The sequence below is a fragment of the Campylobacter sp. CCS1377 genome (genome assembly GCF_040008265.1).
In the GTDB taxonomy this organism is placed as follows: domain Bacteria; phylum Campylobacterota; class Campylobacteria; order Campylobacterales; family Campylobacteraceae; genus Campylobacter_D.
In genome coordinates this window covers 100,430-125,882 of sequence record NZ_CP155620.1, presented here as the reverse complement: position 1 = coordinate 125,882, position 25,453 = coordinate 100,430, and the positions used below count along the sequence as shown (strand labels likewise).

The following is a 25,453-nucleotide window of genomic DNA, read 5'->3' as shown; positions in this document are numbered from 1 at the left end:
AAAATTTAATTTCCAAAGATTATAACCGAATTTATTTAAAATTAAGTTAAACTACCAGTCAATAGACTGAATTTTTCCAACTTTAAGAGGAAAATAAAATGTTTTATTAGCATTTACCCTAATCACTCCCAATGCGCTTTGAGAACCTAAAAATTTGATAAAAACTATACTTCCACCATCACTAGAAAATCTTGGAAAAATATTTTCCCCATTTGCGGTCAATTGTCTGATGTAATCACTTTTTGTTGACATTAAATAGATATTAAATGTTCTATTTTTTCCTTCCTCTCTACTTGAATAAACTATATAATCTTTATAAGTCGAAACTGCGGAATTATTACGTCCATGAAAAACAACCTGCTGAGCTACACCATTATCTAAACCTTGTATAAATACATTCGGATACCCCAGACGATCGGAAATAAATACAAACTGGGTGTCATTTTCTATAAAATTTCCATTCACATCAATACCAGAAAAGTTAGTTAATTTTTTTGTTGTCTTTTTGGTCAAATCATATAAATAGACATCGGGCTGATCTTCAGGAGCCATAGTGATAAGAATTTTTCGTCCATCTTCACTTACATCAGAAGCAACAATCATTCCGCCACTAGATAAAATTTTTGCAATTTTATTGGTATTTAAATCATAACGATAAAGAGTTGGAACTTTATGATCATAAGCAGTATAATAAAAATAACTTTGCTCTTTATCACCCCATTTAGGAAACAAATTCAAGCCACCATCTACAACAATTTTTTGATAAGTTAGAGTATAATCGGCCATAATAATTTGACTGCGTTTTGAAGCATTTGTTCTTGCAATTAAAATTTTATGATCCATCCATTCGACTGGAGCAAGCCCCAAAACATTTACAGAATCTTTAACACCCTTATGTGCTAAAAAAGGATATTGCTCTATGGCGGGCAAAGAATAATTTTGATTTGATTTATATGTCCCGCCTGCTTTAATTTTTACATTAAGACTAAGTTTTGAATTTTCTTTAGACAAAGCATATTCAAAAACATAATTAGCCTCTTCATTGCCTTCATTAACAACTTCAAAATTTGAGCTAACTTTTAAATCGTTGATCAAAATATTATAAAAACTCTTTTTCAAATTTAAATCATCAAGAGTTGAGTTATCTCTAACAATAATTTTAGGCAAAGCTACATTTTCATTTACTATAGAGATAGTTGCATCTTCTGCTAACAACAAAGATGCCAAAAATAAAAACAAACTTAAAAATTTTTTCATTATTTACTCCCCAATTTTAATTTTATCGCTTAAATTTAAGTTGCCGTTGTAAGTTTCATTTTTAGGCGGTAACGCTATATACTTACCTGTTAAATTGTCTAAAAATTCTAAAACCTTGGCGTCAAATTTTTCATCATAGGTTTTTGAAACTGAAGTATATCCAAATTTTCCGTTACTATCTACAAAAAAGGTAACCTGTGCTTCGAAATTGCCTTCAGCCTCATAAAGTCTCCAACGTTCTTCTAAAATGCGTCTTAATGTTCCCAAAAATTCATCATAAATCCCAGTCATTTGTAAATTTGTTGTTTGCCCATTTACTTGAGCTTGTTCTTGAATTAAATTTTGATCTAATTGTTTTAATAAATCACTCGCGGCTGTGCTTGGAGCCGAGTTTTGCTCTACTGTTTTGGCTGAAGATTGCACTTTATCGCTTGTTTCTGGCGGAATTTCCTTGATATTTGAAAATAAAGCATTATAGTCATTTTTAATTTCTTTATCTTGTGTTTTTACTGCTTGTTGGATTGTTTTTTTTTCTACTTTGACACTTTTTATTTCACTATTAACCGGAGTAGGAGATGTATTTTTTTTTGGAATAACTGTAGTACTCTCTCCAAACTGAATGTCTATAAAGCTTTCTTTAATATCCGTATACCTAATAGCTTGATCTTTAAAAATACTTAAACGAAAAATAACAAAAGCTACTAAAGCAATATAAATAAAAAAAGCTAAAATAAAAGATTTTACATCGCCTAAACCCTGATAATCATTCATTTTTCTTACTCGGTCTGCAATGCTACTTTATTAAATCCCAAATTTTTGACATTTTTTAATACAAACATCACATCATCATATTTTAAATTTTTATCCGCACGAATAAACACAACTTCTTCGGTATTAAACTGTGGTTTTAATAAGGCTAAATTGTCAGCAAAAGCAATAAAAGTAAATTTTTTATCATTGATTAAAATTTCTCGCTTTTCATTAATACTAATAACAAGGCTTTTTAACTTAACATTACTTGAATTTTGCTGTGAACCTTGAGGAAGATTAATCTTTTCTTCATAAGTAATACTTGGAGCCGTTACCATTAAAATAGCCAAAAGCACTAGCATAATATCCACCAAAGGCGTAATATTTAATTCAGGCTTTTCATCAAAAAAATGCAAGGTTAAACCTTTTTAGAACTTAAAATTTTAATTTCACTGTCAATCAAACTAATAAGCTCATATCCTTTTCTCTTGATAATAAGATGAAAAGTGTAAGCAGGAATTGCAATTAAAATACCGCAACCTGTAGCTACCAATGCCTCACTAATCTTTGGTGCAATAATACTCAATGAATTTTGACCCCCAAGCCCTCCAAAGGTTTCCAAGATAGAAATAACTGTACCAAAAAGCCCTATAAAAGGTGAAGTAGAAGCAATGATACTCAACCAAGTAAGTCCTACAGAAGCTCTTTTTTCAGCTAAATTTTTATAAATCTCTAAGTGTTCTTTATCAATAATATTACATTTACGCAAAATAGAGTCTGTATGCACAAGCTCAGCTTTTCCTATCAACAACATTTCTAAACTTGCCTTCTCTTTTTGCTTCCAACTTAATAAATAAGTTAACCTTGAAAATAGAATCGTAAAACTCATAATAAAATAAATTGACAACCAAGCCAAAACTATGTAAGTAATAGGACTTGAATTATCAATAAAATGAAAAACTGATAAAAAATCCAAAGCTTATCTCCTATCAAGCTTTGAAAAAGTCGCCGCAAGAGCTGCATTATCAGAACTCATTGACTTTATAAGCTCTTTTGCTTTATCCAAATTTTTAGCTATTTCACTATCAGTACTTCCAGCAATCCAAACAGCACCTTTAGCCAATACTGTAACTTTAAATTCATCAACCCTTGCATAACCGGAGTCAATAGCAATTAACTCATGGTCTAAATTACTTTTTTCAATATCAATAATGCCTGATTTCAAAGAAGCAATCAAAGAAGCGTGGCCTTTTAAAACTCCAAATTCTCCTTCACTTCCTGGTAATACCACAGAATGAATCTCATCTTGATAAATCATACCCATAGGAGTTATTACTTCTAAATGTATTAAATCATTCATTTTTTAACCTTTTAATTTATCTGCTTTCGCAATTGCCTCTTCAATATTTCCAACCATATAAAAAGCATTTTCTGGTAAGTGATCATATTTACCTTCTAAAATACCTTTAAATCCTGCTATAGTTTCTTCAAGGGTAATGTACTTTCCAGGACTTCCTGTAAAAACTTCAGCAACAAAGAATGGCTGAGATAAGAATTTCTCTATTTTTCTAGCTCTTTCAACCACAAGTTTATCTTCTTCGCTAAGCTCATCCATACCCAAAATTGCAATAATATCTTGCAAGTCTTTATATTTTTGAAGTACAGATTGAACACCACGAGCCACCTTATAATGCTCCTCGCCGATGATATTTGGATCAAGCATTCTTGAACTTGAATCAAGTGGATCAACAGCAGGATAAATACCTTTTTCTGCGATCGATCTATTTAAAACAGTAGTCGCATCTAAGTGCGCAAAAACAGTCGCTGGAGCAGGATCCGTTAAATCATCTGCTGGCACATAAACCGCTTGAACTGACGTAATAGAGCCTTTCTTAGTTGAAGTAATTCTTTCTTGGAATTTACCCATTTCGCTTGCTAATGTTGGTTGATAACCAACTGCTGATGGAATTCTTCCTAAAAGTGCTGACATTTCAGAACCTGATTGCGAAAATCTAAAGATATTATCAATAAACATCAATACATCAAGTCCCATTTCATCTCTAAAATACTCAGCCATAGTAAGACCTGTTAATGCGATACGATTTCTTGCCCCTGGTGGCTCATTCATTTGACCATAACATAAAGCAACTTTATCTAAAACATTACTTTCTTTCATCTCATTGTAAAGATCATTTCCTTCACGCGTTCTCTCACCCACGCCTGCAAATACAGAATAACCACTATGCTTAAAGGCAACATTATGGATAAGCTCCATAATAATAACGGTTTTTCCAACACCGGCACCACCAAAAAGTCCCACTTTACCACCTTTGGCATAAGGTGCAAGTAAATCTACAACTTTAATGCCGGTTTCAAAAATTTCACTTTTTGTGCTTTGTTCTTCAAAAGCAGGTGGATCTCTATGAATGGACCAGTGCTTATCAAAACTTACATCTTCACCCTCATCAATTAAATCTCCAGTTACATTGAAAATTCTTCCCAAAACTTTCTCACCAACTGGAACGCTAATAGGTTTTCCCAAAGCTTGAACTTCAAGACCTCTGACCAAACCATCTGTCATATCCATAGCAATAGTTCTTACCCTATTGTCTCCTAGATGTGCAGCAACTTCTAAAACTAATTTTTGTTTTTTACCTTCTACTTCAAAATTCACCACAATCGCTTCGTTGATTTGTGGCAAATAATCATTAAAATCCACATCAACAACCGGACCTAATACTTGCGAAATAAATCCTTGCATTATTTGTCTTCTCCTTAAAAATTTACTATTTCATTGACTCAACGCCACTGATAATCTCTATAAGTTCAGTGGTAATTGACTCTTGTCTTGCTTTATTATAAGCTAAATTAAGTTCCTTAACTCTTGCTTTTGCGTTATTAGTCGCATTATCCATTGCCTGCATTCTCGCGCTGTGTTCTGCCGCTAAAGAGTCAATCAAAGCAAAATACATATTATATTCAAAATATGTTTTAATTAACTCATTTAAAATCTCATCATCTTCTGGCTCCAAAGCTAAAAGAGACTTTGACTCCTGCTCTTCATTGATTTTTAATGGTTCAACTGGAATAAGATGATTAATAGCAATTTCTTGCGATATCATATTTTTATAGCCATTATGAATCAAAACCACTTCATCACAATTTCCAGCAATATAATCATCCACAGCTGAATGAATTACCAAACAAGCTTTATCATAATCAGGACTAGAACTTAAATGCAAATGCTTTTCCAAAAGCTCTATTTTTTGAAAATTAAAGTATTCAATACCCGTTTTTCCAATAGCTCTTAATCTAACTTTAGCACCTTTTACTTGATATTCTTCTATCATTTGAGTCACAGCTTTTAAAGTGCGTATATTAAAACCTCCGCACAAGCCCTTATCCGCAGTAATGAAAATAATATCAACAACTTTTATCTCAGATCTTTTTTGAAATAAGATAAATCTTTTATCATCACTCAAAATATTATTAATTTGAAAAGAAATTTCAGACAATACTTCATCAATTTTATTTGCATAAAGTTTAGACTTTTTAGCCGCTTCTTCTGCCTTTTTAAGCTTAGCAGTCGAAACAAGCTTCATAGCATTGGTTGTCTTTTGAGTGTTATGGACACTTTTAATTTTTCTTTTAATTTCTTTTAAATTAGACATAAAAGTCCTTATATGTGATTTGTTTTATATTCTTCTAAAACTTTAGCTAATTTTTCTTCTAAATCTTTATCTAAAGCTTTTTTAGAACGAATTTGCTCAAATACTTCAGGATATTTTGCCTCAACAAAAGGATATAAACCTGCTTCAAATTCATTAATCTTATTTACTGCAACATCATCTAAGAAACCTCTTGTACCAGCAAAAATCAAAATCACTTGTTTTTCAACACTAAGCGGCGAATATGGAGGCTGTTTTAACACTTCAACCATTTTTTGTCCGCGTTCGAGTTGTTTTCTACTTGTTTCATCCAAATCACTTGCAAATTGAGCAAAAGCTTGAAGTTCGCGATATTGCGCAAGATCAAGTCTTAAAGTTCCAGAAACTTGCTTAGTTGCTTTAATTTGTGCAGCACCACCTACACGAGAAACAGACAAGCCGACATTGATAGCTGGACGAATTCCTGAATTAAACAAATCTGTTTCTAAGAAAATTTGTCCATCTGTAATTGAAATAACATTTGTTGGAATATATGCTGAAACATCACCTGCCTGAGTCTCTATAATAGGTAATGCAGTTAAAGAACCCGCACCCAATTCATCATTTAATTTACTTGCCCTTTCTAAAAGTCTTGAATGCAAATAAAAGACATCGCCTGGATAAGCTTCACGACCTGGAGGACGACGTAAAATCAATGACATTTCACGATAAGCCACAGCATGCTTACTTAAATCATCATAAACAATCAAAGCATGTTTTGCATTATCTCTAAAAAATTCGCCCATAGTTACACCAGTATATGGCGCCAAATATTGAAGTGCTGCAGAATCACTTGCACTTGCATTTACAACGATAGTATAATCCATAGCCCCATGCTCTTCAAGTCTTTTTACAACTTGTGCTACGGTACTTTGCTTTTGTCCTATAGCCACATAGATACAAATAACACCTTGACCTTTTTGTGAAATAATTGTATCCACCGCAACCGTAGTTTTACCTGTTTGTCTATCGCCAATAATTAATTCTCTTTGACCACGACCAATTGGGACAAGAGCATCAATTGCTTTAATACCTGTATGTAAAGGCTCATGAACACTTTTTCTAGCCATAATACCTTTAGCTTTTTCTTCAACAAAACGATATTCTGCGCTATTTATTGCTCCTTTTGCATCAATTGGTTCTCCCAAAGCATTAACAACGCGACCCACCAAAGCCTCTCCAACAGGAACCCTAAGAAGACTCTTAAGCCTTTTAACAGAACTTCCTTCTTTTAAACCCAAACCTTTACCCAAAATAACAATACCAACGCTTGATTCTTCAAGGTTTAGCGCCATACCTTTTTCGCCATTTTCAAATTCGACCATCTCGCCAGCCATAACATTTTTAAGTCCATAAACTTTTGCAACGCCATCTGCGACCGAAATAATTTTACCAGTTTCTTCTATTTCAAGATTAAGATCGAAATTTTCAATTCTCTCTTTTATAATAGAACTGATTTCATCGGCTTTAAATTTCATCAAATTTCTCCTTGTTAAATTATTTTTAATATATATTCATTAAGTTTTGTTTTTAAATTATCCATAGAAAAAGATATTTCATATCCAAGTTCTTCAAGACTAATTTTAATACCTTGCTGATCTGTTTGTTTGCTGTCTAATTTAATTTTTGCATCAAAACGCTTGCTCAGCCCTTGCTCCAATTCATTGATTTTGTTTTCCTCTAAAGACTCTTTGCTATAAATAGTTCCAAAATAAATATTCTCTTCCAATGCCTTTTGTTTCTTTAGTTCTTCTACAATGTTAGGGATAAGAGCAAGCCTTGAATTTAAACCCAAAAGCTGAATCAAATGATGTAAGCTTGGCTTAACCTCCCCCAATATAGACATCACAAATTCAATCTTTTTTTCTTTTTTTATATCATAAGATTCTAAAATTGCCTTAAATCTTGATATAGAAAATGCTTGTGAAATTTTATTCAACTGCTCGCAAATATAATCTGCATCTTTGCTTAAAAAAATAGCTTTTGCATATTTTTTAACAACTAAACACTCCATTACGAAACCTTCTTCAACATAATTTCAAGTATATTCTTTTGGCTTAATTGCACTTCTTTATCATCAAATAACTTGATTAAAATTTTATTAATGACTTCTTTTTCCATTTTTCTAAATTCATAGTCCTTTTGCTCTTCAAAATGTTTCTCAAGCATAATAAGCTCATCTTTTGTTTCTTCTCTAACTTTATTTGCTAAAATTTCAGCTTCTTTTTTTGCTAAAACAATTGATTCCATAGAGTCTTTTTTAAAATCCTCAAGCTTTTTAAGCATCTCTAATTTTTTATTTTTACTTTCAAGTAATTTTTTTTGTATTTCTTCAAGTTTCATTGCAATGCCAGCAATACGGTTTTTGTAAAAATTCTTAAGAGGAGTTGCTATGAAATAATATAAAATAGCGGCAAATAAAAAGAAATTAACTGTTCTTGGTATGATATCATAATCCCCATTTCCAGATCCTGCTGCAAAACACAATAAAGGTGTTAAGGCAAATAAATAAAATATTTTCATCACTTTCCTTCTAAATATTTTGTAAATTATTTTTCAAAGCATTTTTTAAAATAGGCAGTCTATTTTCAAGCTCAAGCTCTAAATTTTTTTTATCTTCAGCAAGTTTTGCATAAAACACATCCATCTTTCTTTCTAACTCTTCTTTTTTTTGATTAATTTGTTCTTGAGCAGATTTTTTAGCCTCATCTAATGCTTCTTGTTTTATGCGATTGATTTCCGTTCTTGTTTCTTGATGAATTTTTTCCAATTCATCATCAACGCCTAACATATCTTGAGAATTTTGTTTAACCTTTTCTTCATCATTCTTAATAGATGCACTTCTTTCGTCCATAAACTTTAGAAGCGGTTTATACAAAATAATATTTAAAATAAAAATACAAGCAATAAATATCGCCATAGTTGTAAAAATAATCGACAGATGAACGCCGTCAAACATTAACTTTCTCCTTTTTCTAATTATACAAAAACTATTATTCTAACTCATTAAAGTAAATTCACACACAAGTAGCAAGTATTTTATTTAGTTTTCTAATTTTTGTAACATCAGAACATGACAAAACAATTTCTGATTGCTTAACCTTACTTACCACACCTAACTTATTGAATATCTCTTGTAATTTTTTCAGCTCAGAACTAATTTCATCATTCATTGTACTTTGATGTTTATTTTTCATTTTCTGGACTATTTTTTCTGTATCTCTTACGCTCAACCTTTGACCCAATATGGTATTTACAAGCATTTTTTCATCTTTTGCTTCAAGTCCCGCAATCACTTTAGCATGTCCTTGTGAAATTTTACCTTCTCGAATAAGTTTTTGTGTATTTTCATCAAGAGTTAATAAACGCAAAGTATTGGCAATTTGAGATCTTGACTTATGAACAATAACTGCAAGTTCTTCTTGGGTAATCTTATGCTCATCAATAAGATCTTTATAAGAGTAAGCTAACTCAATAGGGTTTAAATTTTCTCTTTGAATATTTTCTATTAAAGCAAGCTCTCTTAATTTATTCTCATCAATATCAGCCACAACAGCTTTAATTTTATCAAAACCTAAAATTTTACATGCCCTAAGTCTTCTTTCACCTGCAATAAGAATATAAGAATTTTCATCTTTTTTTAATAAAATAATAGGCTGAATCAAACCGTAAGTTTGAATTGATTGTGCAAGTTCATTTAAAGCTATTTGATCAAAATCTTTACGCGGTTGAAAGGGATTGGTTTTGATATTGTCTATAAAAATTTCTTCTACCCTATCTAAATCAAGCCCCAATTCCCTGCTATAAACCTCATCCATATCGCTAATAAGCGAACTAAGCCCTTTATCTTTATTTAAACCCATTTTTCACCCCAAAATAGAATAAGCTAAATTTTTATACGCAATTGAACCTGGAGATTTTATATCATAAAGTATAATAGGCTTACCGAAACTTGGACTTTCTGCTAACTTTACATTACGCGGAATTACAACAAAATCTTCTTGTCCGTTAATGGTAAAAAGATGCTGTTTAAAATTTTGCTTTAAATCTTCAACAACATCTTTAGACAAGTTATTTTGAGAACTATACATAGTTGGCAAAAACCCACGCACTTTTAATTTAGGATTAATAGCTTTTTTGATTAATTTTATAGTATTTAAAACCATAGCTACACCTTCAAGTGCATAAAATTCACATTGAATTGGAATAATCACGCTATCACTTGCTGCAAAAGCATTAATAGTAATACTTCCAAGTGCTGGCGGAGAATCTATAATAATAAAGTCATAATCTTCCACCACTTCTTTAAGCTGAGTTCTTAAAAGCGTTTTTTTTTCAGTTTTATCATCTTTTGCCAACTCTTGCTCTATGCCTACAAGTCCTATATTTGAAGGAGCTAAATGAAGCTGCGGTAATTCTGTCTTTAAAATAATATCCGAAAATTTCTTTCTTCCTGTAAATACATGATAAATATTGTACTCATAATTATTACGATTGAAACCAAGTCCAGTGGTAGCATTTGCTTGAGGATCAATATCTACAAGTAAAACCTTTTTTTCTGCTACTGCCAAAGATGCTGCTAAATTTATCGCTGTAGTGGTCTTTCCAACGCCACCCTTTTGATTTGCTATGGTTATTACTTCACTCATCTTAAACTATATATCCTTTTATTATCCAATAAAATAGAACCATCTTCATATAATAATGCTTCTTCAAGCGAAAAAATCTTACCTTCGTGATGAATACTAAATTGTCTTGATTTTTCGAATTCTAACATATACTTGCTAAAAATATTCTTCCATAAAGAAAATTTTTCTAAGCTTTGCAAAAACTCTTCTACTAAAATTTTCAAGTCAATTTCAATATCTACAATTTCAGCTCCAACAGGTGCAAATTTCAAATTTAATCCCACTCCACCTATGATAAATTCACTTATTTTAGCGCTCATCACCCCGCCTACTTTTTTATCATTTAAATACAAATCGTTAGGCCATTTAACCCAAATTTGTGATCCTTTACGCTCTAAAACTTCTTTCATCAAAAAAGCAAAATAAATACTCACAGATGCTAAAGGCAAATCCTTGGGTAAATCTTGCACTTTTAAGCAAAAAGAAAGGTGTAAATTCCCCTTAGAACTTTGCCAAATATTTTCCCTACTTCCAACTCCGCCATTTTGCTCTAGCGCATAAATTGCTAAATTTTTGTTTATTTTGCCACTTCGAATTTGTTCGCATAAAAAATGATGGGTCGAAGTAATGCTTTCAATACAAACTATCTCCAATTTTCAACCTTTTTCCATTTAAATAAGTCCTACCATCAAGGGCTTTTTTTCCGCTTTCTTGAAGTTTTTTAATGCGTAAAATTCCTTTTTTACAAGCCAATAAAAAACTTTCTTTTTCAAGCTCTAAAATTTCACCTATTTTAGTATTCTGTTTTGTTTCATCAACAAGCTCAAGCTCTATAAACTTCAAACCATTTTCTAAAAAAATTGTAGGCCAAGGCGTGAAAGCTAAATATTTTTGATAAATTTCTCTTGCATCATTTAACTCGATAAGCCCATCTTCTTTTTTGATCTTTTTACAATGCGTAGCCAAGCTTTCATCTTGTTTTTTTGGAGTGATTTTTTCAAAATTTAAAAGTGTAGAAAGTATAAGTTTTGCCGCTAAATTTGCCAAAAGATCAAAAACTTCACTCGCGTTTTTATCTTTTATATCGCACTCTATACTCTCAAGCACAGCACCCGTGTCAAGCCCTTCTTCCATAAGCATTGTGCAAACCCCACTTATTTTATCAGCATTTAAAATCGCACTTTGTATCGGACTTGCACCGCGATATTTTGGCAAAAGTGAAGCGTGTAAATTAATACAAGGTGCAAGATTTAAAATAGCTTTTGGTAAAATTTTTCCATAAGCAGCAACTACTATAAAATCGGGTTTTAAAGCACAAATTTCATTTACAATGCTTTCATCTTTTAAAGAATTTGGTGTAAAAATTGGAATTTGCGGGGTATTTTGGCATAAAAATGCCTTTGTATCACTTGGTGTTAAAATCTGCTTTCTACCCACCGCACGATCAGGCTGGGTAAAAAGTGCTAAAATTTCAAAATTTTTATCTTCTAAAAGGGCTTTTAAAATGCAAGTTGCATAAGATGGTGTTCCCATAAAAATAATTTTTTTCATCATTTCGCTTTGTGTAAAATTCAAAGCTTTCATTATAACAAATTTGAATTTAAAGCTTTATTATCAAATCCAATCTAGAAAAATATTTGTAATATTATTTTGAGCGATTTTTTCTTTTAAAGGATTAATTTTTTGGCTAGGATTTTCAAAAAACCTTTCATGTGTTTCTACCATTATATATTCGATATTTTCATAAAGTTTTTGCTCAATTAAGGCGTCTAATACATCAAATTCAGCCCCTTCAATATCCATTTTAACAAAGGTGATTTTTTTATGCTTTTTAAGAATTTCATGTAAAAATTCACAAAAATCAATCAACTCTACTTCATAACCACTTTCTTTATGATTACAATGATTTGTTTTTACAATTCCCCCGCCTTGCCCCACTGCGTTAGTTCCTTCATCATAAAATATGGCTGTGGAATTTTGATTTGACACGGCTTTATTTGATAAAATGAGTTTTTCATTATCTTTATAAAGATCTTTTAAAAAAGCATGCAAATAAATATTTGGTTCAAAAGCATAACAAATCCCACCACTTGCTAACGCCACATCACTAAATACTCCTACATGTGCTCCAGCATCTATAAAGGCAAGCTCTTCACCTTTTTGACTTCTTAAGAAAAAATCGTAAAAAAATTTTTGATACTTTTCTATCGCAAAAGCTCTTTTTAACAAGTCTTTTAAATAACCGATGTCTTTGGTGAAAAACAATTTATGAAATATTTCATTCAGAAATTTGATATTCTAGGTATTGACTTTGTTTAAAATATTTTAAAATTCTAAAATTTCTTAATATAAATTTCTTTTTTTCCATTCCCATATTTAACTTTTCTAAACATGTCTTTCCTTTGGTTTTAATCTATTATAATAGAGTGAAAAGAAATTGCAAATTAAATGTGCTTAATCTATCAATCTATCATCATAGATTAAAGTAAAGATGACTTACGAATTCAGTGAAGATAAAATAGAAAATTTTCACAAAAAAATCGCACAAAATGTAGCAAAAATCAGAAAAGAAAAAGGCTTATCACAGCTTGAACTTAGTCTTGAGATCAGCTATAAATCTTGCTCATTGGTTGATGGTGCAGAAGCAGAATATAAAAATATCCATTTTAATTTAGAACATCTTTATAAAATTTCTAAGGTTTTAAATGTAGAAATTACGGAGTTTTTTAAAGGAATTTAAAATATTAATTGAATTTTAAGTCAATCATTTGGCTAATTTTTATTATATTTTGTAATTTTACTATAAGCTTTGAAGTTATATTAAATTCCAATGCTTGTTTATTATCTCTAATAAGTGCTACATAATTGCGTAATATCAAATCAACTACATTACAATTGCTTTCAAATTTAGAATTATTTTTTAAATAATTTTTAATGCCCATTATTAAATTTTCCCTATTCCTTTCTCCACAAAAACCAATATTTCCTAAATTTCCATAAATATAATATATATCTAGTTCGGAACAATTTTGGATTAAAATAAGCAATCCCTCATAAAGAGAAACAAAAGCTTCATTATTAAAAAGTATATCATTATGATTTTTACAATAAGACTGCAAACTTTCACATCTAGTAAGCAAAAATTCCATATCATTTTGTTTGTAATCTGATTTTATATATTCTCTAATCTTGAAATTTTTTATAAAATCATGAAAGGCCAAAGTCTTATTAATTTTTATAAAATTAAAAATTTTATACAAAAACCGCTCTTCATCTTTTTTTCTTTCATAATCATAAATAACAAGCGGTATAAACTCATCAAACAACCATTTATGGGCATCTTCTACATTAAGCAAACTTTTTTCTAGATCTAAAGAAGTAAACCTATCAAATTCCCAATAAAGACTATTCCAGATCAAAATAACATCGTCTCTATAAATTTCAGGACTAATAATCAAATTTCCATGAACATTTTTTTCTTTATTTTGAAAATCTACTCGTATATTGTTACCTACCAGATAATATCGTATCTTGGCTTTTTTATTTTCATTGTCTTTAATAAATAAAATCATTTTTTCCCATAAATTTTTATCAATTTTTATGAGCTTGTAAGCATTTTTATATTTATGAAATTTTGGATAAAAACAAGCTTTTAGATTATTTTCTAATGTTTGCATTCTATCAAAATAAGCATCAAACAATTTATCTAATCCATTTGCAAATTCTTCACAAGTTTTTTTAGATAAGAAAAAACTATTAAATCCTATGGTTGCCATATATTTTTCTTTATCATTAGAGTCCTGAAAGGCAATCCATTTTCTTTTATCGAGATCTGCTTTATAGCCAGAAAAAAATACTTCCAAAATATAATCTTTCGAAGGCGTAAACATATTTTTATCCAAACCATCAATATTAAACATTACAAGCATAGAAAGATCTAGTCTATGTTTATAAGGTATATAGGCACTGATATAAACATTATTTTTTAAATGAGTAAATTTATCTTCATTTACTTTAGCTTCTATAACTTGATTAAAAAATGAATTATTTTTATTTTCATTTAAAGAACTCACTGTTTGAATAGCTCTTCTTTTCTCTAATTCATAAAAAATGTCTAAATTTTTCGTTATCTCATTTTTACGAGAAATTACAAATCTATTATATTTTTTACTAAGTTTACCTTTATTTTTTAATAAAACATCTAAAAATTCATAATAACACTTCTCTTTTACAAGATCACAAGCAACAACCATAAAAATTCCACAATTGCAACAAAAATTTATAGTACTAGTTTTCAATTCGACAAAAATTTCATTATCATTAAATTCATTCATTGTACTTTTTAATTGGACAAAAAACGAACAAATTGGTTTGTCATCTTTTTCATACTGTATAAGATAATCAAGACCATTATCTGGAGAAATTTTAGTTTCTATCCAACCCAATGGAATAGAATAGCTAAAAATTCTCTCGCCATTTCTTCCTATTTGATGAGCCTTAGCTTCTCTAGGCAATTTATAATCACTCAAACAAAGTCCCGCCCACTTGTTTATTTTCTAGCAAAAATGCCTTAGCCACGCTTAGATCAAAGCCACTTGCTAAGAACATTTTTTTATCATTTTCCAATAAAAATTTAGCCGCTTTTAGCTTGGTAACTATGCCACCGGTTCCGTGTTCGCTACCCGTTTTAACGCCCATTTTAAGCCATTCTTCTTTTATAAAATCAATCTTTTCTAAACGCTTTGCATCGCTAAATTCGCTAGGATTTTTATCATAAAAACCATCAATATCGCTTAAAATCACAAGCAAATCAGCTCCAAAATAATGCGTCGCGTAAGCACTTAAACTGTCATTATCTCCAAAAACGATTTCTTCAATCGCTGTGGCATCATTTTCATTGATGATAGGCAAAACGCCTAAATTTATCATCGCATCAATGGCATTTTTAGCGTGTTTGGTTGCCTTTCTTGAGTCAAAATCTTTTCCTGTAAGTAAAATTTGTCCGCCTAGTTTGCCAAATTTAGTTAAAAATTCATTATAAACACTGATTAAAAATGGCTGTCCGATTGCGGCCAAAACTTGTTTATTGATTAAATTTTTTCTATCAATATCAAGCTTTGTGTGTCCTGCTGAAATGGCAGCTGAAGTGACTAAAATCACTTCATATTTTTGCATCAGCTGATCCAAAAATTCTACTAAATTCCCCAATCTTTCAAAGCTCAAAACATTTTCTTCGCTAATGACATGCGAACCCACTTTTATAACTATTCTTTGCATTTTAATCTCTTGTGATTTGAATTTGATTGTCTTTTACCCCTTTGACAAAGACCTTATCTCCATTTTTTAAACCCTTGATTTGATCACTTTGCCAAAGTGCACCTTTATAATAAATTAATCCATTTTGAATGACGCCTTCGCCGCTTTCATCTAAAAAATTATCTTTTAAACTTTCTTCTTTTTTAGTTTTTTTGAAAAATTTTTTAAAAACAAATAAAGAAATAAGAGAAATAAAAACAATGAGTAAAATTTGCCATACCAAATTCAGTGGGACAAAAAGACTTAAAAGCCCTACAATCAAAAAGCCCAAAGCAAAAAATATCACATAAAAGCTACCAATTGAAAGCTCGATAATAGCAAGTATAAAAGCTATGATTAAAAGTAAATAAGCATTAAGCATTTTTTCTGCCTATAAAATCCTTAAGTATGCTTATAGCACCTATTAAATCAGCACTTTCATAAGGCACTAAAATCTTATCTTTTGAAGCGCTTTTTGCAAATTCATTAAAAGCTTCAACCCTATCTTTTGCAAGCAAAAATTCTGCCGCTAATGGGCTTTCTTGCATAGCTTTATTGATATTTTCCATCGCTTCTTTTTGTCCTTGTGCGATTGCAATTTGCTCGTAACGCTTCGCATCTGCCATTCTTTCAATGGCTTCTGCAATCAAAACTTGCTCTTGTTTTTGCGCTTCTGCATTGCGTATCATAGCTACTTTTTTAGCTTCAGCATTGAGCTCGATCGCTCTTTTTTCGCGTTCGGCTTTCATTTGTAAATTCATGGCTTCTTCTATACCCAAAGGAACAGAAATTTCTGAAATTTCAACACGCATAATTTTCACACCCCAATTATCTGCTGCACCGCCTAGTGCGATTTGCAAAGCTCCATTAAGTCTATCACGACTGCTTAGAGTATCATCAAGATTCATTCCGCCAATTTCTCCACGCAAGGTTGTCATTGCGAGATTTGAAATTGCTTTTTTATAATCTTCTACATTATAAAGTGCCATTTTTCCATTCGTTACTTTAAGATATACGATACCATCAACTGTAATATTAACATTATCTTTTGTGATAACTTGCTGTCTTTCTATATTAATGAGTTGCTCACGGATAGTAATCACCGCACGCGGAATATCTAAAAATGGGATAATTACATGAAAACCACCGCTAATTTCTTTATTAAATTTACCCAAACGCTCGATAATCATAATATCGCTTTGTGAAACTATTTTTATACTCATTTTTAAGAAAACGGCAATTAAAAGTAATAAAATCACTACCCAAAGATAAGACAAATCAATCTCAAACATCTATTCTCCTTAATAAAATAATAAGTTTCATTTAATTTTATCAAAAAATTGATTAGAAATTTATTTTTATAAATACTCGATAAAAGTTTAATATTTTTCAAGATTGTTTAAATTTATTTCAGTGTTATAATAAAATTTTTATTATTTTTTATCCTTTTTTTGATAAGTTTTTATAACTTTTTGACATGAAAGCCCAAGATAACCTTTGAAAATTTCAAAATTTTTTCTAGAAGGGTTATTGATACAAATATATCCCATATAAGCATAAATTAGATGAGGCATGATAAAATCAAGCATAGAAAAATCATAATTTAAATTAACAACCTCACCCTTTAAAGCTTTTTTAGGTTTTTGACCAAAAAGTTTTTGGTAATCTTGTTCATAAATAGAGCAACTTAGACGAAACACGCCTTCTCTATTTAAATTCGAAGTTTTATCATTTATGCCATCATTTTCTTTAATAGTACAAAAATAAACTCCGTTTTTTAAAACCCTATCGGGATTATAAAAAAAGCTATGTTCTTTATGGGTAAATTTATATACCAAGCCTTTAAAAATTAGACTTAATATATTTTTAGATAAAATCTATATTAAATTCTACATTTTGCTTGCAAATTTTTCAATTACCTTTTTTAAAATTTCAATATCTTCAATATCTAAAATATACCATTGTTTGGCTTTTGGAAAAGGAGTACCTAAATCATTATCTTTTAAAAGCTCTTTTAAAAAAGGAAATTGTTTGATATACAAAACATCATCGCAAATCAAAAATGCAGGTTTTGTATCGATATAAACGCAATACTCGCCAAACATTTTTCTCGCACTAAAAACACTTTTACTTTCACAAAGTCTAAGTTGCTCTAAAACAAAATCTTTGAAATCTTCACTACTTGCCATAATTTCCCTATTTATTATTTAGCTAGTTTTCCTAATTGATATTTAGCATAAATAAAATAGCCCATTCCTAAAATAAGCCAAAAAATTCCGGACCAAACAAGCATTGAATTTTCGCCAAAAAGCGATAGGCTAAATACAGCAATAAAATGTATCAAAGCTATAATTAAATACATTATACTTGCAAAACGCAACTTTTTTAGCTTTTTAATTTTTTCATCATTTTCCATTTTTTTCTCTTAATTTTTTAATCTCTTCTAAAAGCATAAATTTAAGCTCTTTAAGTCCGGTTTTTTCAAGACTTGATACCTTAATCAAAAAACTTTGTGGGTTGTCAATGCTTTTTAAATAATCTTCCAAATTCGCTATATTTTGAGCAATCTGCTCTGCAAAATCTTCGCCAAAATTCACACTATCACTTTTTGAAATCATTATGCCAAATTTACGCCCAAAAAGCTCGCTTGAAAATTCCTCAAGCTCATTTCTTAGCACTATAAATTGCTCTTTTAAAGGCATTTCTCTCATAGGATCTAGCACAAAAAGTAAAAAACTCGTGCGTTCGATATGTTTTAAAAATGCAAGCCCTAAGCCCTTGCCACCACTTGCGCCTTCAATAATCCCTGGGATATCCGCCATTACAAAAGAATTATATTCATCCACATCTACAAGTCCAAGTTTTGGTGTAAGTGTGGTGAATTCATAATTTGCAATTTCAGGCTTTGCATTTGAAACAACACTTATAAGAGTAGATTTTCCTACATTTGGAAAGCCCACAAGGCCTACATCGGCAATGAGTTTAAGCTCAAGTCTTACTAGGCGACTTTCTCCTTTTATACCAGGTTGTGCGTAATCAGGGCGTTGGTTGGTCGCGTGTTTAAAATGCGTATTTCCAAGTCCGCCTTTGCCACCTTTTAAAAAAAGCTCTCTTTGTCCTTCTTTAGTCAAATCAAGTAAAATTTCATTAGTCTGCGCGTCAATAACTTGCGTGCCTTCAGGCACGATAAGTTCTAAATTTTCGCCTTTTTTACCATTTTTATTGCGTCCCATACCGCCTGCACCATTTTGTGCGCGAAGTTCTCTTTTGCCTTTAAAATTCACTAAAGTATGAGTGTTGTTATCGCAAACAAAAATAATATCGCCACCATTTCCGCCGTCCCCTCCATCAGGACCGCCAAGCGGGACATGTTTTTCACGGCGAAAACTCACTGCACCCTTTCCGCCATCCCCTGAAGCTAAAGTAATTTTAACACTATCAATAAACATTATTCTTGATTCAAATTACCCAATTCTCGTGAAAGATCTTCTTGCATATTAAAAATATATTTTGTCATAATTTTTACAGTTAAATTTTGCAAGTCATCTTGCATTAATACTGCATTTTTAGCACTTTTTTTACCTATAGAGGTTTTATAAAATTTATTAAGATCTTCTAAATCTTTTTGGGTAAAATATTTTTTATGAATTTCTACTATTTCCTTGTTTACATCCTCAACTACTTGTTTGATGTATTTTTGAAGTATATTTTTAACTTTTTGCTTTTGAACCTCATCAAGTTGCCAATTTTCTTGTGCAATCATAGAATCAAGCATTTGAGAAATAGTAGTCTCATCAATGTTTTTTTCAAGCATTGCTCTGCCACCTGAAAGAGTATAATACTCGTCAAAAACTTCTTCATAACTTTTAGCATAAACAAAACTTAAAAATATACTTACTATTAATAAAAACCTTAACATTGCTTTCCTTTAAAAAATCAATTTATGAAGAAAGGGCTTAAAAGCCCTAAAATTATGCAGGATATACAGAAACTTTTTTTCTATCTTTGTCTTTTCTTTCGAATTTTACAAAACCATCAATTAAAGCAAAAATTGTATGATCTTTTCCCATGCCTACATTATTTCCTGCGTGAGTTGCAGTTCCTCTTTGACGAATGATGATATTTCCGGCTCTTACAAACTCACCGCCAAATTTTTTAACACCTAAACGACGACCTATAGAATCGCGGTTATTTTGAGTGGATCCTTGACCTTTCTTGTGTGCCATTCTTTACTCCTTAAGCTTTAATTTCTTTTACTACAACGCGAGTAAATTGTCTTCTAAAACCGCGTTTAAGCTTAGAATCTTTTCTGCGTCTTTTTTTGTAAATCACTACTTTTTTATCTTTTCCGTGATTAATCACTTCCAAAACAACCTTTGCACCTGCTACGAAAGGTGCACCTACCTTTAATTCTTTATCATTGATAGCAAGAACTTCACTTACTTCAATGCTTGCTTTGCTTTCAGCTTCAAAGTGATCTAGTTTTAGCTCGTCGCCAACACTTACTTTGTATTGCTTTCCGCTGTGTTTAATAATAGCATACATTGCTTTTTCCTTAATAATTTGGTAAGCACCATAAAGCACCAAAAATTTGGATTTAAAAGCTTTAGTGGTTAAAAAGTTTTAATTTTACAGAATTTTTCTTTAATTTTTTTTGAATTTAAGAAAGATTTTAGAGTTTGAAAAGCCAAACTCTAAAATTTTAAAAGCCCAAATTTACTCCGCCACCTTCTTCGATTTTATAATTTGCATCTCGACCTATAGTATAGCCATTACCACTTCCTCCGTTGCTTAAAGGCCTACAAACATCTCCTACTTTCACACTTCCTTCTGTGATTTTCGCGTAAGAAAGCTTGGGGCTTGTACGAGTAATTTCAATGCCTCCTGTCTTTGTTTCAACTGCACCAGTAGTTTCTTTTGTATAAGCATCTTTTATAACTTTACCAAGTGAAAAACACTCATAAATATCGCCTTGATTTAAGGTTTGAGAAAACACTACCTCATTATTCTCAACACTTGCAACTTTCAAAGGATAAATCGCATTTAAAATATCACCCGAAACACGGCTTGCAATTTGCTCCAAAGCCGCTTCATTAGTGCTTAGAGTATTGTCTTTAAGGTTTACCTTCATACTTAAAGTATTAGAAAATTTAATTTGCCTTGTTGCAAACAAAAGCACACGATAATCAACCACAACTTCAACTTCTGCTTTAGTTTTTCCCGTGAGATTACTTGTTTTTTGTTTGCCATCAAGTCCTGAAATAGAAAAAAGCAAGATATAATCCGTTGCTAAAACATTTTTCAGTTTATAAATCTCATCACTTGCCGCATTACCGCTTTTAATAAGAGCTTTTTCCATTTCATAATAACCTTGACTGTCCCTATCCAAAACATTGAATTTTCTACTCTCTAGTAAATCAGAAATAATTTTTTGTTGCAAAGCTGCCCCAATACCTCTTTTCATAGGATCTGGCGTAGAATCAAAAACCGTAATACTCCTTCTGCTATCCGCACTTAAACCTGGGACTTGGTATTTTTTGGTTGTTGTGGTTTTATAAATGGTTACATTAGCTATAAATTTACCGCTTTGATCTTGCTCTACACTGTTGATTTCATAGGTATCGGCTATACCTTTTGTGGCTTTTGAAATTTGCTCGCTATAATGATCTTTTATTTTGGAATTTAAACCATCAGTAAAAACTTGAGTGTTAGACTTCTTAAGAGAATTTATATTTACCCCATTCATTTTACTCATAGCTTCAATGATAGCATTATTTATTGCTTCTTCGCGCGTAAGTCCGCTTCCTTCACCTGTGCTTAATTTAGTAGAAGTTGTAGTCACCACCTTGGCATTAAGACTTAAGCTTAAAAACAAACCTAAAAAAAGAATTTTAACTATTTTCATCTTTTGTGTCCTTAAAAATCATCCATACTATTAATTACGTTAGAACTTCTTTGTATATTGGAAGATTTTTTATTATTATCTTTATTGGTATTTGACTTTTGGTTTAAAGTTTCATTAAAATTTGCCAAATTGTCATAAGAATAAAATCTAACAACGCCAACATGCTCTACGCCATTTTCGCTAGTATAATTCCATTTTTTAAGAGTGCGAATGCCGCGAATCTTTCCACTTGAGCTTGTTTTTACTTTGCTATTAACTTTATCAATAATATTTGTAATATTTTGCATTTGCTCTTGAGTGGAACCATCATTGATATTAATACTTTGCTTAATAATTTCCTCATAGCTATCACCTGTTGTTTTCTCATCTTTAAGACTTAAATTGGTGTTAATAAATTCAATAATAGCTGCATCCGCCATAGTCATAGCAGTATCTTTGGCTCTATCTTCTAAAATATTCGTCTTTTTAGTATTGCTTGCATCATTTACATAACCCCAATTTCCATAACTTAAAATAACAGGAGCACCTTTCTCATCATAAACCAAACGAATACCATACTCATTTAAAAAACCTTTATCTTCTTTTGGCAAATATTCACTGACAAATTTACCTTTGCCCTTAATGGCACTTTGACGCGACAAAGCCATATCTTTAGCCAATTGGCGCGTTTTATTGGACACTATAGCAATGACACCCACATCATACTCGCCTCTTCTTTGTGTGATTATGGTTTGCACCGGAACAAGCCCACTCATCGAGCCAATAGCACTTGTCATTGTTTTACTAACAAATTCTTCTTTTAGTAAAGTCTTTTTCCTCTCTTCACTCAAAGCACTTACATCAATACCTAAATCTTTTAAGGCATTATCAAGTTTTGCTCCGGTTAATTGGGTCAATTTATTTAAAACCTGTTCAAAAGTACTTCCTTTTGGAAGCTCTTCAAATTCTCTAGCATTAGTTGAATTATCAGCTTCATAACTTTGCACTTTACTTGTTGCAATTCGTCCATAAGCATCTCTTATAAATTCGGTTTGCAAATTAAGCATTGCTTTTTGATAAGCATTCTGTAAAGCTTGTGCAAACTGCGGATCATTATCACTAACAGCAACAGTACTTTTTCCCGTATAGAAAGTTTTGCCATCTTTGGTGATACCATATTCTATATCATAATTATCTGCAAATTCTTCAAAAAAATCATCCAAAGATTTTGGCGTAATATCCTTAGTGCTAGCATCTGACATTTCATTTTGTGTATTAATATCTTGCTGGGAAATTTCAATGGGTTTTGATCCTTGCGCATAAAGCAAACTTGCTGCTACCAATGAAGCGATAAATAATAATTTTTTCATTTGTATCCTTTTTGTAAATTCATAAAAAAAGCCCAAGCTTGTAAAAACAAAACTTGAGCTAAATTTTTCAACTATAAATCAAAATTCAATCTTACCAAGTCACTGATTTATCAGAACCTGTTTTATTAATAGTTTGCTCATCTTCCCAATACACAAGACCCGAATTTAAATCCGTAAGTCTTAATAAAAAGAAGTATTCAACTTGGGTTTTGCCATTGCTAAGTTTTACATTATCTTGCCTGATTTTACCCGCAAGTGAAAAATCAGGAGATACAAGTGTACCTTTTTTAGCTATGGTTTTTTGATTAAACTCTTCGTTATCTCTTAATTCTCTTACATCTTCGCTCATACTATCAAGTGCACCGCCTGCTGCAACTGCTGAAGTAAGCACAAATTTTCCTGAGCGTCTTAGGGCCGTGGTGATTTTTGCTGTTAATTTTTCAGTGTCGATTCTTTGTGGAGTATCATTAACAACTCTTCCCATAGCAATCACTTTTCTTTGACCTGGTTTGATATTTGCAAAAGCTGGATCGCTAAGCATACTACTGATCATAGTTTCAGCTGTTTTTTCAAAATCTTCCCTATCCAAACCTAAGGTAAGCGCATCGCCTTGTTTTACTTGCGCAGCTGTCCCATCAGTATAAACCGGTTTAGTACAAGCGCCAAGCACCAAAACCAAACTAGCAGCAAAAGCCATTTTAGAAATTTTTTTCATAATAAATCCTTTCATTGATTAATATTTTCGAGTATTGTCGTTATAAATTTGTATTGTATTTAGATGAATTCTAAAATCTTTTATACAAGGATCTACGGCTACTTTTCTTAAAACAAATTCTTGATTAGGATTTAAAATAAGTCTGCGATAATTCTCATCTAAAGCTGTTTTTAAAATAAATCCTTCAGCATCAAGCCAATTTACTTTATAATCTAAAGTAACCATATTAGAACTTTGCATCACAAGTTCAAATTCAAGCAAACCATTTTTATTTACCCTGCTTTTTACGCTTTTAACTATACTTCTAGGATATTTTCCCATTACATATTTTTGACTTTCTTTTTGCGTGTAAGTTGCCGTACTACAACCCCAAGCAAAAAATAGTACCAAAATAATACTTACAACTTTTAGCATTTATTCTCCTTATTTTTCTATAATTTCAATCTGCGGCTTAGTATTTGGCGAAAAAGATCTTACAAACACTAAAATATTTTTATTTTTTGATACTTTTTGCTTAAAAAGATTTTGCGAATTTAAAGTATCAATTTTTACCAAACCATCGTTTGGAACCATTACAACATTGGCACTCTTTGGCAATGTTCTCCAAGATCTCACATCTGCTCTAGTACTTAAACTCGTTACAACACTACTAGCTAAAGCCAACCAACCACCCGTGGAGTCATTTTCTGCCACTGTAACATTTAAAGCGGTTTTAATGATGGTTGAAGCAATGGCTTTTGTGACAACAGAAGGCATATCAATCTTAAATTCTGTAGCTATAATATCATCGAAATTTACCAATAAAACACTTTTTTTATCATTAAGCTTTAAGCCTCCATAAGAAGCTTCTCTTTTAGCAAGCTTTGGTATGGCTATACTAGCTGTAACCACTTTTTTATCCACTATAAAAGGTAAGGTAAAGGCAAATTCTTCTTTTACTGCATTTTGCCCATCCTCATATACTAAGAAAATGTATTTTTTTAATTTATCTGGCTTAATTGCGTTGGCATACTGCTTAAATACTTTTGCCTGTGTAATAATTTCGGGTTTTTTCGCATTAACACTTGCAACTTCACGGAATAATGAATTTGCTTTTCTATAATCTTGATCCAAGAAAAAAAACAAAGATGCCATATAAGTTGCATAAGGATTTGTAAAATTTTTAGTCGTTTGGAATTCCTCGAACCATTTTTCATACTCATTTTGAATAGTTTTAAAATTCGTTTGCATATTAGCTTTATAGTTTGGATCTTTTTTGGCTTCTTGTAAATCTTTGCGATTTTTGGCAATTTGACTTGCAAAATACTCCTTAGCTTTATCTTGTCTCATTAAAGCACGATTAAATTCCACTCTCGCGTTTTGATAATCATCAAGACTCATAAAATTTAAGCCCTTATAAATATTTACCATAATTCTTTCATATAAAGAACCATCATAATCTACTATAGTATCATTCAAAAGAGTTATAGCAATTGTTTTTGTTCCTTTTGAAGCAAAATTTTCTAAATCCACATCATATTTATAAGAATTTTCAGCTATATCAAAAAAATAATTACTCGTGTTAAAATCTCCACAATGTCTAGACACTGCACCAGCATTTAAACCCACATAAATTACATCATTATTTTCATTAATTTTCTTCATATTATTAGCAATAAAATTTTTAGAACAATAATTCAAAGCATTTTCATACTCTTTATTATTTTGCATATGGTTTGCACATGCACTAAAAATAAATAAAGGCAAAAGTAAAATCATAAACAACAAATGACGCATTTTCTTCCTTAAATATTGAAATTAACCAAACAAATATTTTATCATATATTTGAAAATTAATAAATATTTTA

The 25,453-nt window shown here is 31.0% G+C and carries 33 protein-coding genes; 1 reads left to right on the top strand and 32 read right to left on the bottom strand.

The window, feature by feature from the left end; all coding sequences use genetic code 11:
- Positions 1-51: 51 nt before the first annotated feature.
- The 16 genes from tolB to AAH949_RS00610 form a co-directional block, all read right to left on the bottom strand.
- Positions 52-1,257, bottom strand: a complete 1,206-nt coding sequence (gene tolB, locus AAH949_RS00685; RefSeq protein WP_134238297.1) for a Tol-Pal system protein TolB — start codon at positions 1,255-1,257, stop codon at positions 52-54.
- 3 nt (positions 1,258-1,260) lie between these two features.
- Positions 1,261-2,028 (bottom strand): TonB C-terminal domain-containing protein, encoded by a 768-nt coding sequence (locus tag AAH949_RS00680; protein WP_348518672.1) that lies wholly within the window; start codon positions 2,026-2,028, stop codon positions 1,261-1,263.
- 5 nt (positions 2,029-2,033) lie between these two features.
- Positions 2,034-2,423 carry an ExbD/TolR family protein gene (locus tag AAH949_RS00675; protein WP_134238295.1) on the bottom strand — a complete coding sequence of 130 codons (390 nt, stop codon included), beginning with the start codon at positions 2,421-2,423 and terminating at the stop codon, positions 2,034-2,036.
- 2 nt (positions 2,424-2,425) lie between these two features.
- Positions 2,426-2,983 (bottom strand): MotA/TolQ/ExbB proton channel family protein, encoded by a 558-nt coding sequence (locus AAH949_RS00670; protein WP_348518671.1) that lies wholly within the window; start codon positions 2,981-2,983, stop codon positions 2,426-2,428.
- A gap of 3 nt (positions 2,984-2,986) precedes the next feature.
- The gene (gene atpC, locus AAH949_RS00665) at positions 2,987-3,367 is read right to left on the bottom strand and encodes an ATP synthase F1 subunit epsilon (protein WP_348518670.1); all 381 of its coding nucleotides are present in this window, start codon (positions 3,365-3,367) and stop codon (positions 2,987-2,989) included.
- A gap of 3 nt (positions 3,368-3,370) precedes the next feature.
- Positions 3,371-4,768: a F0F1 ATP synthase subunit beta gene (atpD, locus tag AAH949_RS00660; protein ID WP_134238292.1), complete on the bottom strand. Its 1,398-nt coding sequence runs from the start codon at positions 4,766-4,768 to the stop codon at positions 3,371-3,373.
- A gap of 25 nt (positions 4,769-4,793) precedes the next feature.
- Positions 4,794-5,678, bottom strand: a complete 885-nt coding sequence (gene atpG, locus AAH949_RS00655) for an ATP synthase F1 subunit gamma (RefSeq protein WP_134238291.1) — start codon at positions 5,676-5,678, stop codon at positions 4,794-4,796.
- An 8-nt stretch (positions 5,679-5,686) separates the two neighbouring features.
- Positions 5,687-7,192, bottom strand: coding sequence for a F0F1 ATP synthase subunit alpha (gene atpA, locus AAH949_RS00650; protein WP_348518669.1), 1,506 nt, complete (start codon positions 7,190-7,192; stop codon positions 5,687-5,689).
- A 14-nt stretch (positions 7,193-7,206) separates the two neighbouring features.
- Positions 7,207-7,728: a F0F1 ATP synthase subunit delta gene (locus AAH949_RS00645; protein WP_348518668.1), complete on the bottom strand. Its 522-nt coding sequence runs from the start codon at positions 7,726-7,728 to the stop codon at positions 7,207-7,209.
- On the bottom strand, positions 7,728-8,240 hold the full coding sequence (locus tag AAH949_RS00640) for a F0F1 ATP synthase subunit B (RefSeq protein WP_243832583.1): 513 nt from the start codon (positions 8,238-8,240) through the stop codon (positions 7,728-7,730). The genes AAH949_RS00645 and AAH949_RS00640 overlap by 1 nt, the downstream gene beginning before the upstream one ends.
- A gap of 7 nt (positions 8,241-8,247) precedes the next feature.
- On the bottom strand, positions 8,248-8,673 hold the full coding sequence (locus tag AAH949_RS00635; protein ID WP_348518667.1) for a FoF1 ATP synthase subunit B': 426 nt from the start codon (positions 8,671-8,673) through the stop codon (positions 8,248-8,250).
- Positions 8,674-8,731: 58 nt separating this feature from the next.
- On the bottom strand, positions 8,732-9,577 hold the full coding sequence (locus AAH949_RS00630) for a ParB/RepB/Spo0J family partition protein (protein ID WP_134238286.1): 846 nt from the start codon (positions 9,575-9,577) through the stop codon (positions 8,732-8,734).
- A gap of 3 nt (positions 9,578-9,580) precedes the next feature.
- Positions 9,581-10,363, bottom strand: a complete 783-nt coding sequence (locus AAH949_RS00625; protein ID WP_134238285.1) for an AAA family ATPase — start codon at positions 10,361-10,363, stop codon at positions 9,581-9,583.
- Positions 10,360-10,995 carry a biotin--[acetyl-CoA-carboxylase] ligase gene (locus tag AAH949_RS00620; protein ID WP_134238284.1) on the bottom strand — a complete coding sequence of 212 codons (636 nt, stop codon included), beginning with the start codon at positions 10,993-10,995 and terminating at the stop codon, positions 10,360-10,362. Before AAH949_RS00620 ends, AAH949_RS00625 begins: the two co-directional genes overlap by 4 nt.
- On the bottom strand, positions 10,976-11,893 hold the full coding sequence (fmt, locus tag AAH949_RS00615) for a methionyl-tRNA formyltransferase (RefSeq protein WP_348518666.1): 918 nt from the start codon (positions 11,891-11,893) through the stop codon (positions 10,976-10,978). Before fmt ends, AAH949_RS00620 begins: the two co-directional genes overlap by 20 nt.
- 63 nt (positions 11,894-11,956) lie before the next feature.
- Positions 11,957-12,607, bottom strand: a complete 651-nt coding sequence (locus AAH949_RS00610; RefSeq protein ID WP_348518665.1) for an FkbM family methyltransferase — start codon at positions 12,605-12,607, stop codon at positions 11,957-11,959.
- Positions 12,608-12,833: 226 nt separating this feature from the next.
- Between AAH949_RS00610 and AAH949_RS00605 the strand changes: the two genes are divergently transcribed.
- Entirely contained in the window at positions 12,834-13,082 is a 249-nt protein-coding gene (locus AAH949_RS00605; protein WP_348518664.1) for a helix-turn-helix transcriptional regulator, read from the top strand.
- A gap of 4 nt (positions 13,083-13,086) precedes the next feature.
- Here the strand turns inward: AAH949_RS00605 and AAH949_RS00600 are convergent, their stop codons facing one another.
- The 16 genes from AAH949_RS00600 to AAH949_RS00525 all read right to left on the bottom strand — a co-directional run bounded on the left by AAH949_RS00600 (position 13,087) and on the right by AAH949_RS00525 (position 25,382).
- Positions 13,087-14,871: a DUF4365 domain-containing protein gene (locus tag AAH949_RS00600; RefSeq protein WP_348518663.1), complete on the bottom strand. Its 1,785-nt coding sequence runs from the start codon at positions 14,869-14,871 to the stop codon at positions 13,087-13,089.
- Entirely contained in the window at positions 14,864-15,619 is a 756-nt protein-coding gene (gene proB / locus AAH949_RS00595) for a glutamate 5-kinase (RefSeq protein ID WP_134238281.1), read from the bottom strand. The genes AAH949_RS00600 and proB overlap by 8 nt, the downstream gene beginning before the upstream one ends.
- A 1-nt stretch (position 15,620) precedes the next feature.
- Positions 15,621-16,019, bottom strand: a complete 399-nt coding sequence (locus AAH949_RS00590; RefSeq protein WP_348518662.1) for a nodulation protein NfeD — start codon at positions 16,017-16,019, stop codon at positions 15,621-15,623.
- Entirely contained in the window at positions 16,012-16,929 is a 918-nt protein-coding gene (locus AAH949_RS00585) for a stomatin-like protein (protein ID WP_348518661.1), read from the bottom strand. The genes AAH949_RS00590 and AAH949_RS00585 overlap by 8 nt, the downstream gene beginning before the upstream one ends.
- Positions 16,930-17,070: 141 nt before the next feature.
- The gene (locus AAH949_RS00580; protein WP_348518660.1) at positions 17,071-17,475 is read right to left on the bottom strand and encodes a DUF6194 family protein; all 405 of its coding nucleotides are present in this window, start codon (positions 17,473-17,475) and stop codon (positions 17,071-17,073) included.
- A 51-nt stretch (positions 17,476-17,526) separates the two neighbouring features.
- Positions 17,527-17,826: a competence protein TfoX gene (locus tag AAH949_RS00575; RefSeq protein ID WP_348518659.1), complete on the bottom strand. Its 300-nt coding sequence runs from the start codon at positions 17,824-17,826 to the stop codon at positions 17,527-17,529.
- 14 nt (positions 17,827-17,840) lie between these two features.
- Entirely contained in the window at positions 17,841-18,053 is a 213-nt protein-coding gene (locus tag AAH949_RS00570; protein WP_348518658.1) for a hypothetical protein, read from the bottom strand.
- Positions 18,043-19,086 carry a GTPase ObgE gene (gene obgE, locus AAH949_RS00565; protein ID WP_348518657.1) on the bottom strand — a complete coding sequence of 348 codons (1,044 nt, stop codon included), beginning with the start codon at positions 19,084-19,086 and terminating at the stop codon, positions 18,043-18,045. Before obgE ends, AAH949_RS00570 begins: the two co-directional genes overlap by 11 nt.
- Positions 19,086-19,556, bottom strand: coding sequence for a DUF2059 domain-containing protein (locus AAH949_RS00560; protein WP_134238274.1), 471 nt, complete (start codon positions 19,554-19,556; stop codon positions 19,086-19,088). The genes obgE and AAH949_RS00560 overlap by 1 nt, the downstream gene beginning before the upstream one ends.
- Before the next feature lie 52 nt (positions 19,557-19,608).
- Entirely contained in the window at positions 19,609-19,863 is a 255-nt protein-coding gene (gene rpmA / locus AAH949_RS00555; RefSeq protein WP_002800974.1) for a 50S ribosomal protein L27, read from the bottom strand.
- A gap of 10 nt (positions 19,864-19,873) precedes the next feature.
- Positions 19,874-20,182, bottom strand: coding sequence for a 50S ribosomal protein L21 (rplU, locus tag AAH949_RS00550; RefSeq protein ID WP_087725499.1), 309 nt, complete (start codon positions 20,180-20,182; stop codon positions 19,874-19,876).
- Positions 20,183-20,339: 157 nt separating this feature from the next.
- A complete protein-coding gene (locus AAH949_RS00545) occupies positions 20,340-21,542 on the bottom strand; it encodes a CsgG/HfaB family protein (RefSeq protein ID WP_348518656.1) in 1,203 nt (400 codons plus the stop codon).
- A gap of 11 nt (positions 21,543-21,553) precedes the next feature.
- Positions 21,554-22,891: a DUF6844 domain-containing protein gene (locus AAH949_RS00540; protein WP_134238272.1), complete on the bottom strand. Its 1,338-nt coding sequence runs from the start codon at positions 22,889-22,891 to the stop codon at positions 21,554-21,556.
- A 91-nt stretch (positions 22,892-22,982) separates the two neighbouring features.
- On the bottom strand, positions 22,983-23,588 hold the full coding sequence (lpoB, locus tag AAH949_RS00535; protein WP_348519166.1) for a penicillin-binding protein activator LpoB: 606 nt from the start codon (positions 23,586-23,588) through the stop codon (positions 22,983-22,985).
- A 36-nt stretch (positions 23,589-23,624) separates the two neighbouring features.
- Complete coding sequence (locus tag AAH949_RS00530; RefSeq protein ID WP_348518655.1) at positions 23,625-24,020, bottom strand: YcfL family protein; 396 nt, start codon at positions 24,018-24,020, stop codon at positions 23,625-23,627.
- Between the two features lie 9 nt (positions 24,021-24,029).
- Positions 24,030-25,382 carry a hypothetical protein gene (locus AAH949_RS00525; RefSeq protein ID WP_348518654.1) on the bottom strand — a complete coding sequence of 451 codons (1,353 nt, stop codon included), beginning with the start codon at positions 25,380-25,382 and terminating at the stop codon, positions 24,030-24,032.
- Positions 25,383-25,453: the final 71 nt, after the last annotated feature.

Excerpts from the sequence above, each read along its gene's own strand:
- atpC (WP_348518670.1), bottom strand. The coding sequence starts at position 3,367 with ATGAATGATTTAATACATTTAGAAGTAATAACTCCTATGGGTATGATT.
- AAH949_RS00575 (WP_348518659.1), bottom strand. The coding sequence starts at position 17,826 with ATGGCAAGTAGTGAAGATTTCAAAGATTTTGTTTTAGAGCAACTTAGA.
- atpD (WP_134238292.1), bottom strand. The coding sequence starts at position 4,768 with ATGCAAGGATTTATTTCGCAAGTATTAGGTCCGGTTGTTGATGTGGAT.
- AAH949_RS00590 (WP_348518662.1), bottom strand. The coding sequence starts at position 16,019 with ATGCTTAATGCTTATTTACTTTTAATCATAGCTTTTATACTTGCTATT.
- AAH949_RS00560 (WP_134238274.1), bottom strand. The coding sequence starts at position 19,556 with ATGTTAAGGTTTTTATTAATAGTAAGTATATTTTTAAGTTTTGTTTAT.
- AAH949_RS00540 (WP_134238272.1), bottom strand. The coding sequence starts at position 22,891 with ATGAAAAAATTATTATTTATCGCTTCATTGGTAGCAGCAAGTTTGCTT.
- AAH949_RS00680 (WP_348518672.1), bottom strand. The coding sequence starts at position 2,028 with ATGAATGATTATCAGGGTTTAGGCGATGTAAAATCTTTTATTTTAGCT.
- rplU (WP_087725499.1), bottom strand. The coding sequence starts at position 20,182 with ATGTATGCTATTATTAAACACAGCGGAAAGCAATACAAAGTAAGTGTT.
- lpoB (WP_348519166.1), bottom strand. The coding sequence starts at position 23,588 with ATGGCTTTTGCTGCTAGTTTGGTTTTGGTGCTTGGCGCTTGTACTAAA.
- AAH949_RS00530 (WP_348518655.1), bottom strand. The coding sequence starts at position 24,020 with ATGCTAAAAGTTGTAAGTATTATTTTGGTACTATTTTTTGCTTGGGGT.
- proB (WP_134238281.1), bottom strand. The coding sequence starts at position 15,619 with ATGCAAAGAATAGTTATAAAAGTGGGTTCGCATGTCATTAGCGAAGAA.
- rpmA (WP_002800974.1), bottom strand. The coding sequence starts at position 19,863 with ATGGCACACAAGAAAGGTCAAGGATCCACTCAAAATAACCGCGATTCT.
- AAH949_RS00545 (WP_348518656.1), bottom strand. The coding sequence starts at position 21,542 with ATGAAAATAGTTAAAATTCTTTTTTTAGGTTTGTTTTTAAGCTTAAGT.
- AAH949_RS00625 (WP_134238285.1), bottom strand. The coding sequence starts at position 10,363 with ATGAGTGAAGTAATAACCATAGCAAATCAAAAGGGTGGCGTTGGAAAG.
- AAH949_RS00605 (WP_348518664.1), top strand. The coding sequence starts at position 12,834 with ATGACTTACGAATTCAGTGAAGATAAAATAGAAAATTTTCACAAAAAA.
- AAH949_RS00525 (WP_348518654.1), bottom strand. The coding sequence starts at position 25,382 with ATGCGTCATTTGTTGTTTATGATTTTACTTTTGCCTTTATTTATTTTT.
- AAH949_RS00645 (WP_348518668.1), bottom strand. The coding sequence starts at position 7,728 with ATGGAGTGTTTAGTTGTTAAAAAATATGCAAAAGCTATTTTTTTAAGC.
- atpG (WP_134238291.1), bottom strand. The coding sequence starts at position 5,678 with ATGTCTAATTTAAAAGAAATTAAAAGAAAAATTAAAAGTGTCCATAAC.
- tolB (WP_134238297.1), bottom strand. The coding sequence starts at position 1,257 with ATGAAAAAATTTTTAAGTTTGTTTTTATTTTTGGCATCTTTGTTGTTA.
- AAH949_RS00570 (WP_348518658.1), bottom strand. The coding sequence starts at position 18,053 with ATGGAAAATGATGAAAAAATTAAAAAGCTAAAAAAGTTGCGTTTTGCA.
- AAH949_RS00635 (WP_348518667.1), bottom strand. The coding sequence starts at position 8,673 with ATGTTTGACGGCGTTCATCTGTCGATTATTTTTACAACTATGGCGATA.
- obgE (WP_348518657.1), bottom strand. The coding sequence starts at position 19,086 with ATGTTTATTGATAGTGTTAAAATTACTTTAGCTTCAGGGGATGGCGGA.
- AAH949_RS00630 (WP_134238286.1), bottom strand. The coding sequence starts at position 9,577 with ATGGGTTTAAATAAAGATAAAGGGCTTAGTTCGCTTATTAGCGATATG.
- atpA (WP_348518669.1), bottom strand. The coding sequence starts at position 7,192 with ATGAAATTTAAAGCCGATGAAATCAGTTCTATTATAAAAGAGAGAATT.
- AAH949_RS00585 (WP_348518661.1), bottom strand. The coding sequence starts at position 16,929 with ATGTTTGAGATTGATTTGTCTTATCTTTGGGTAGTGATTTTATTACTT.
- fmt (WP_348518666.1), bottom strand. The coding sequence starts at position 11,893 with ATGAAAAAAATTATTTTTATGGGAACACCATCTTATGCAACTTGCATT.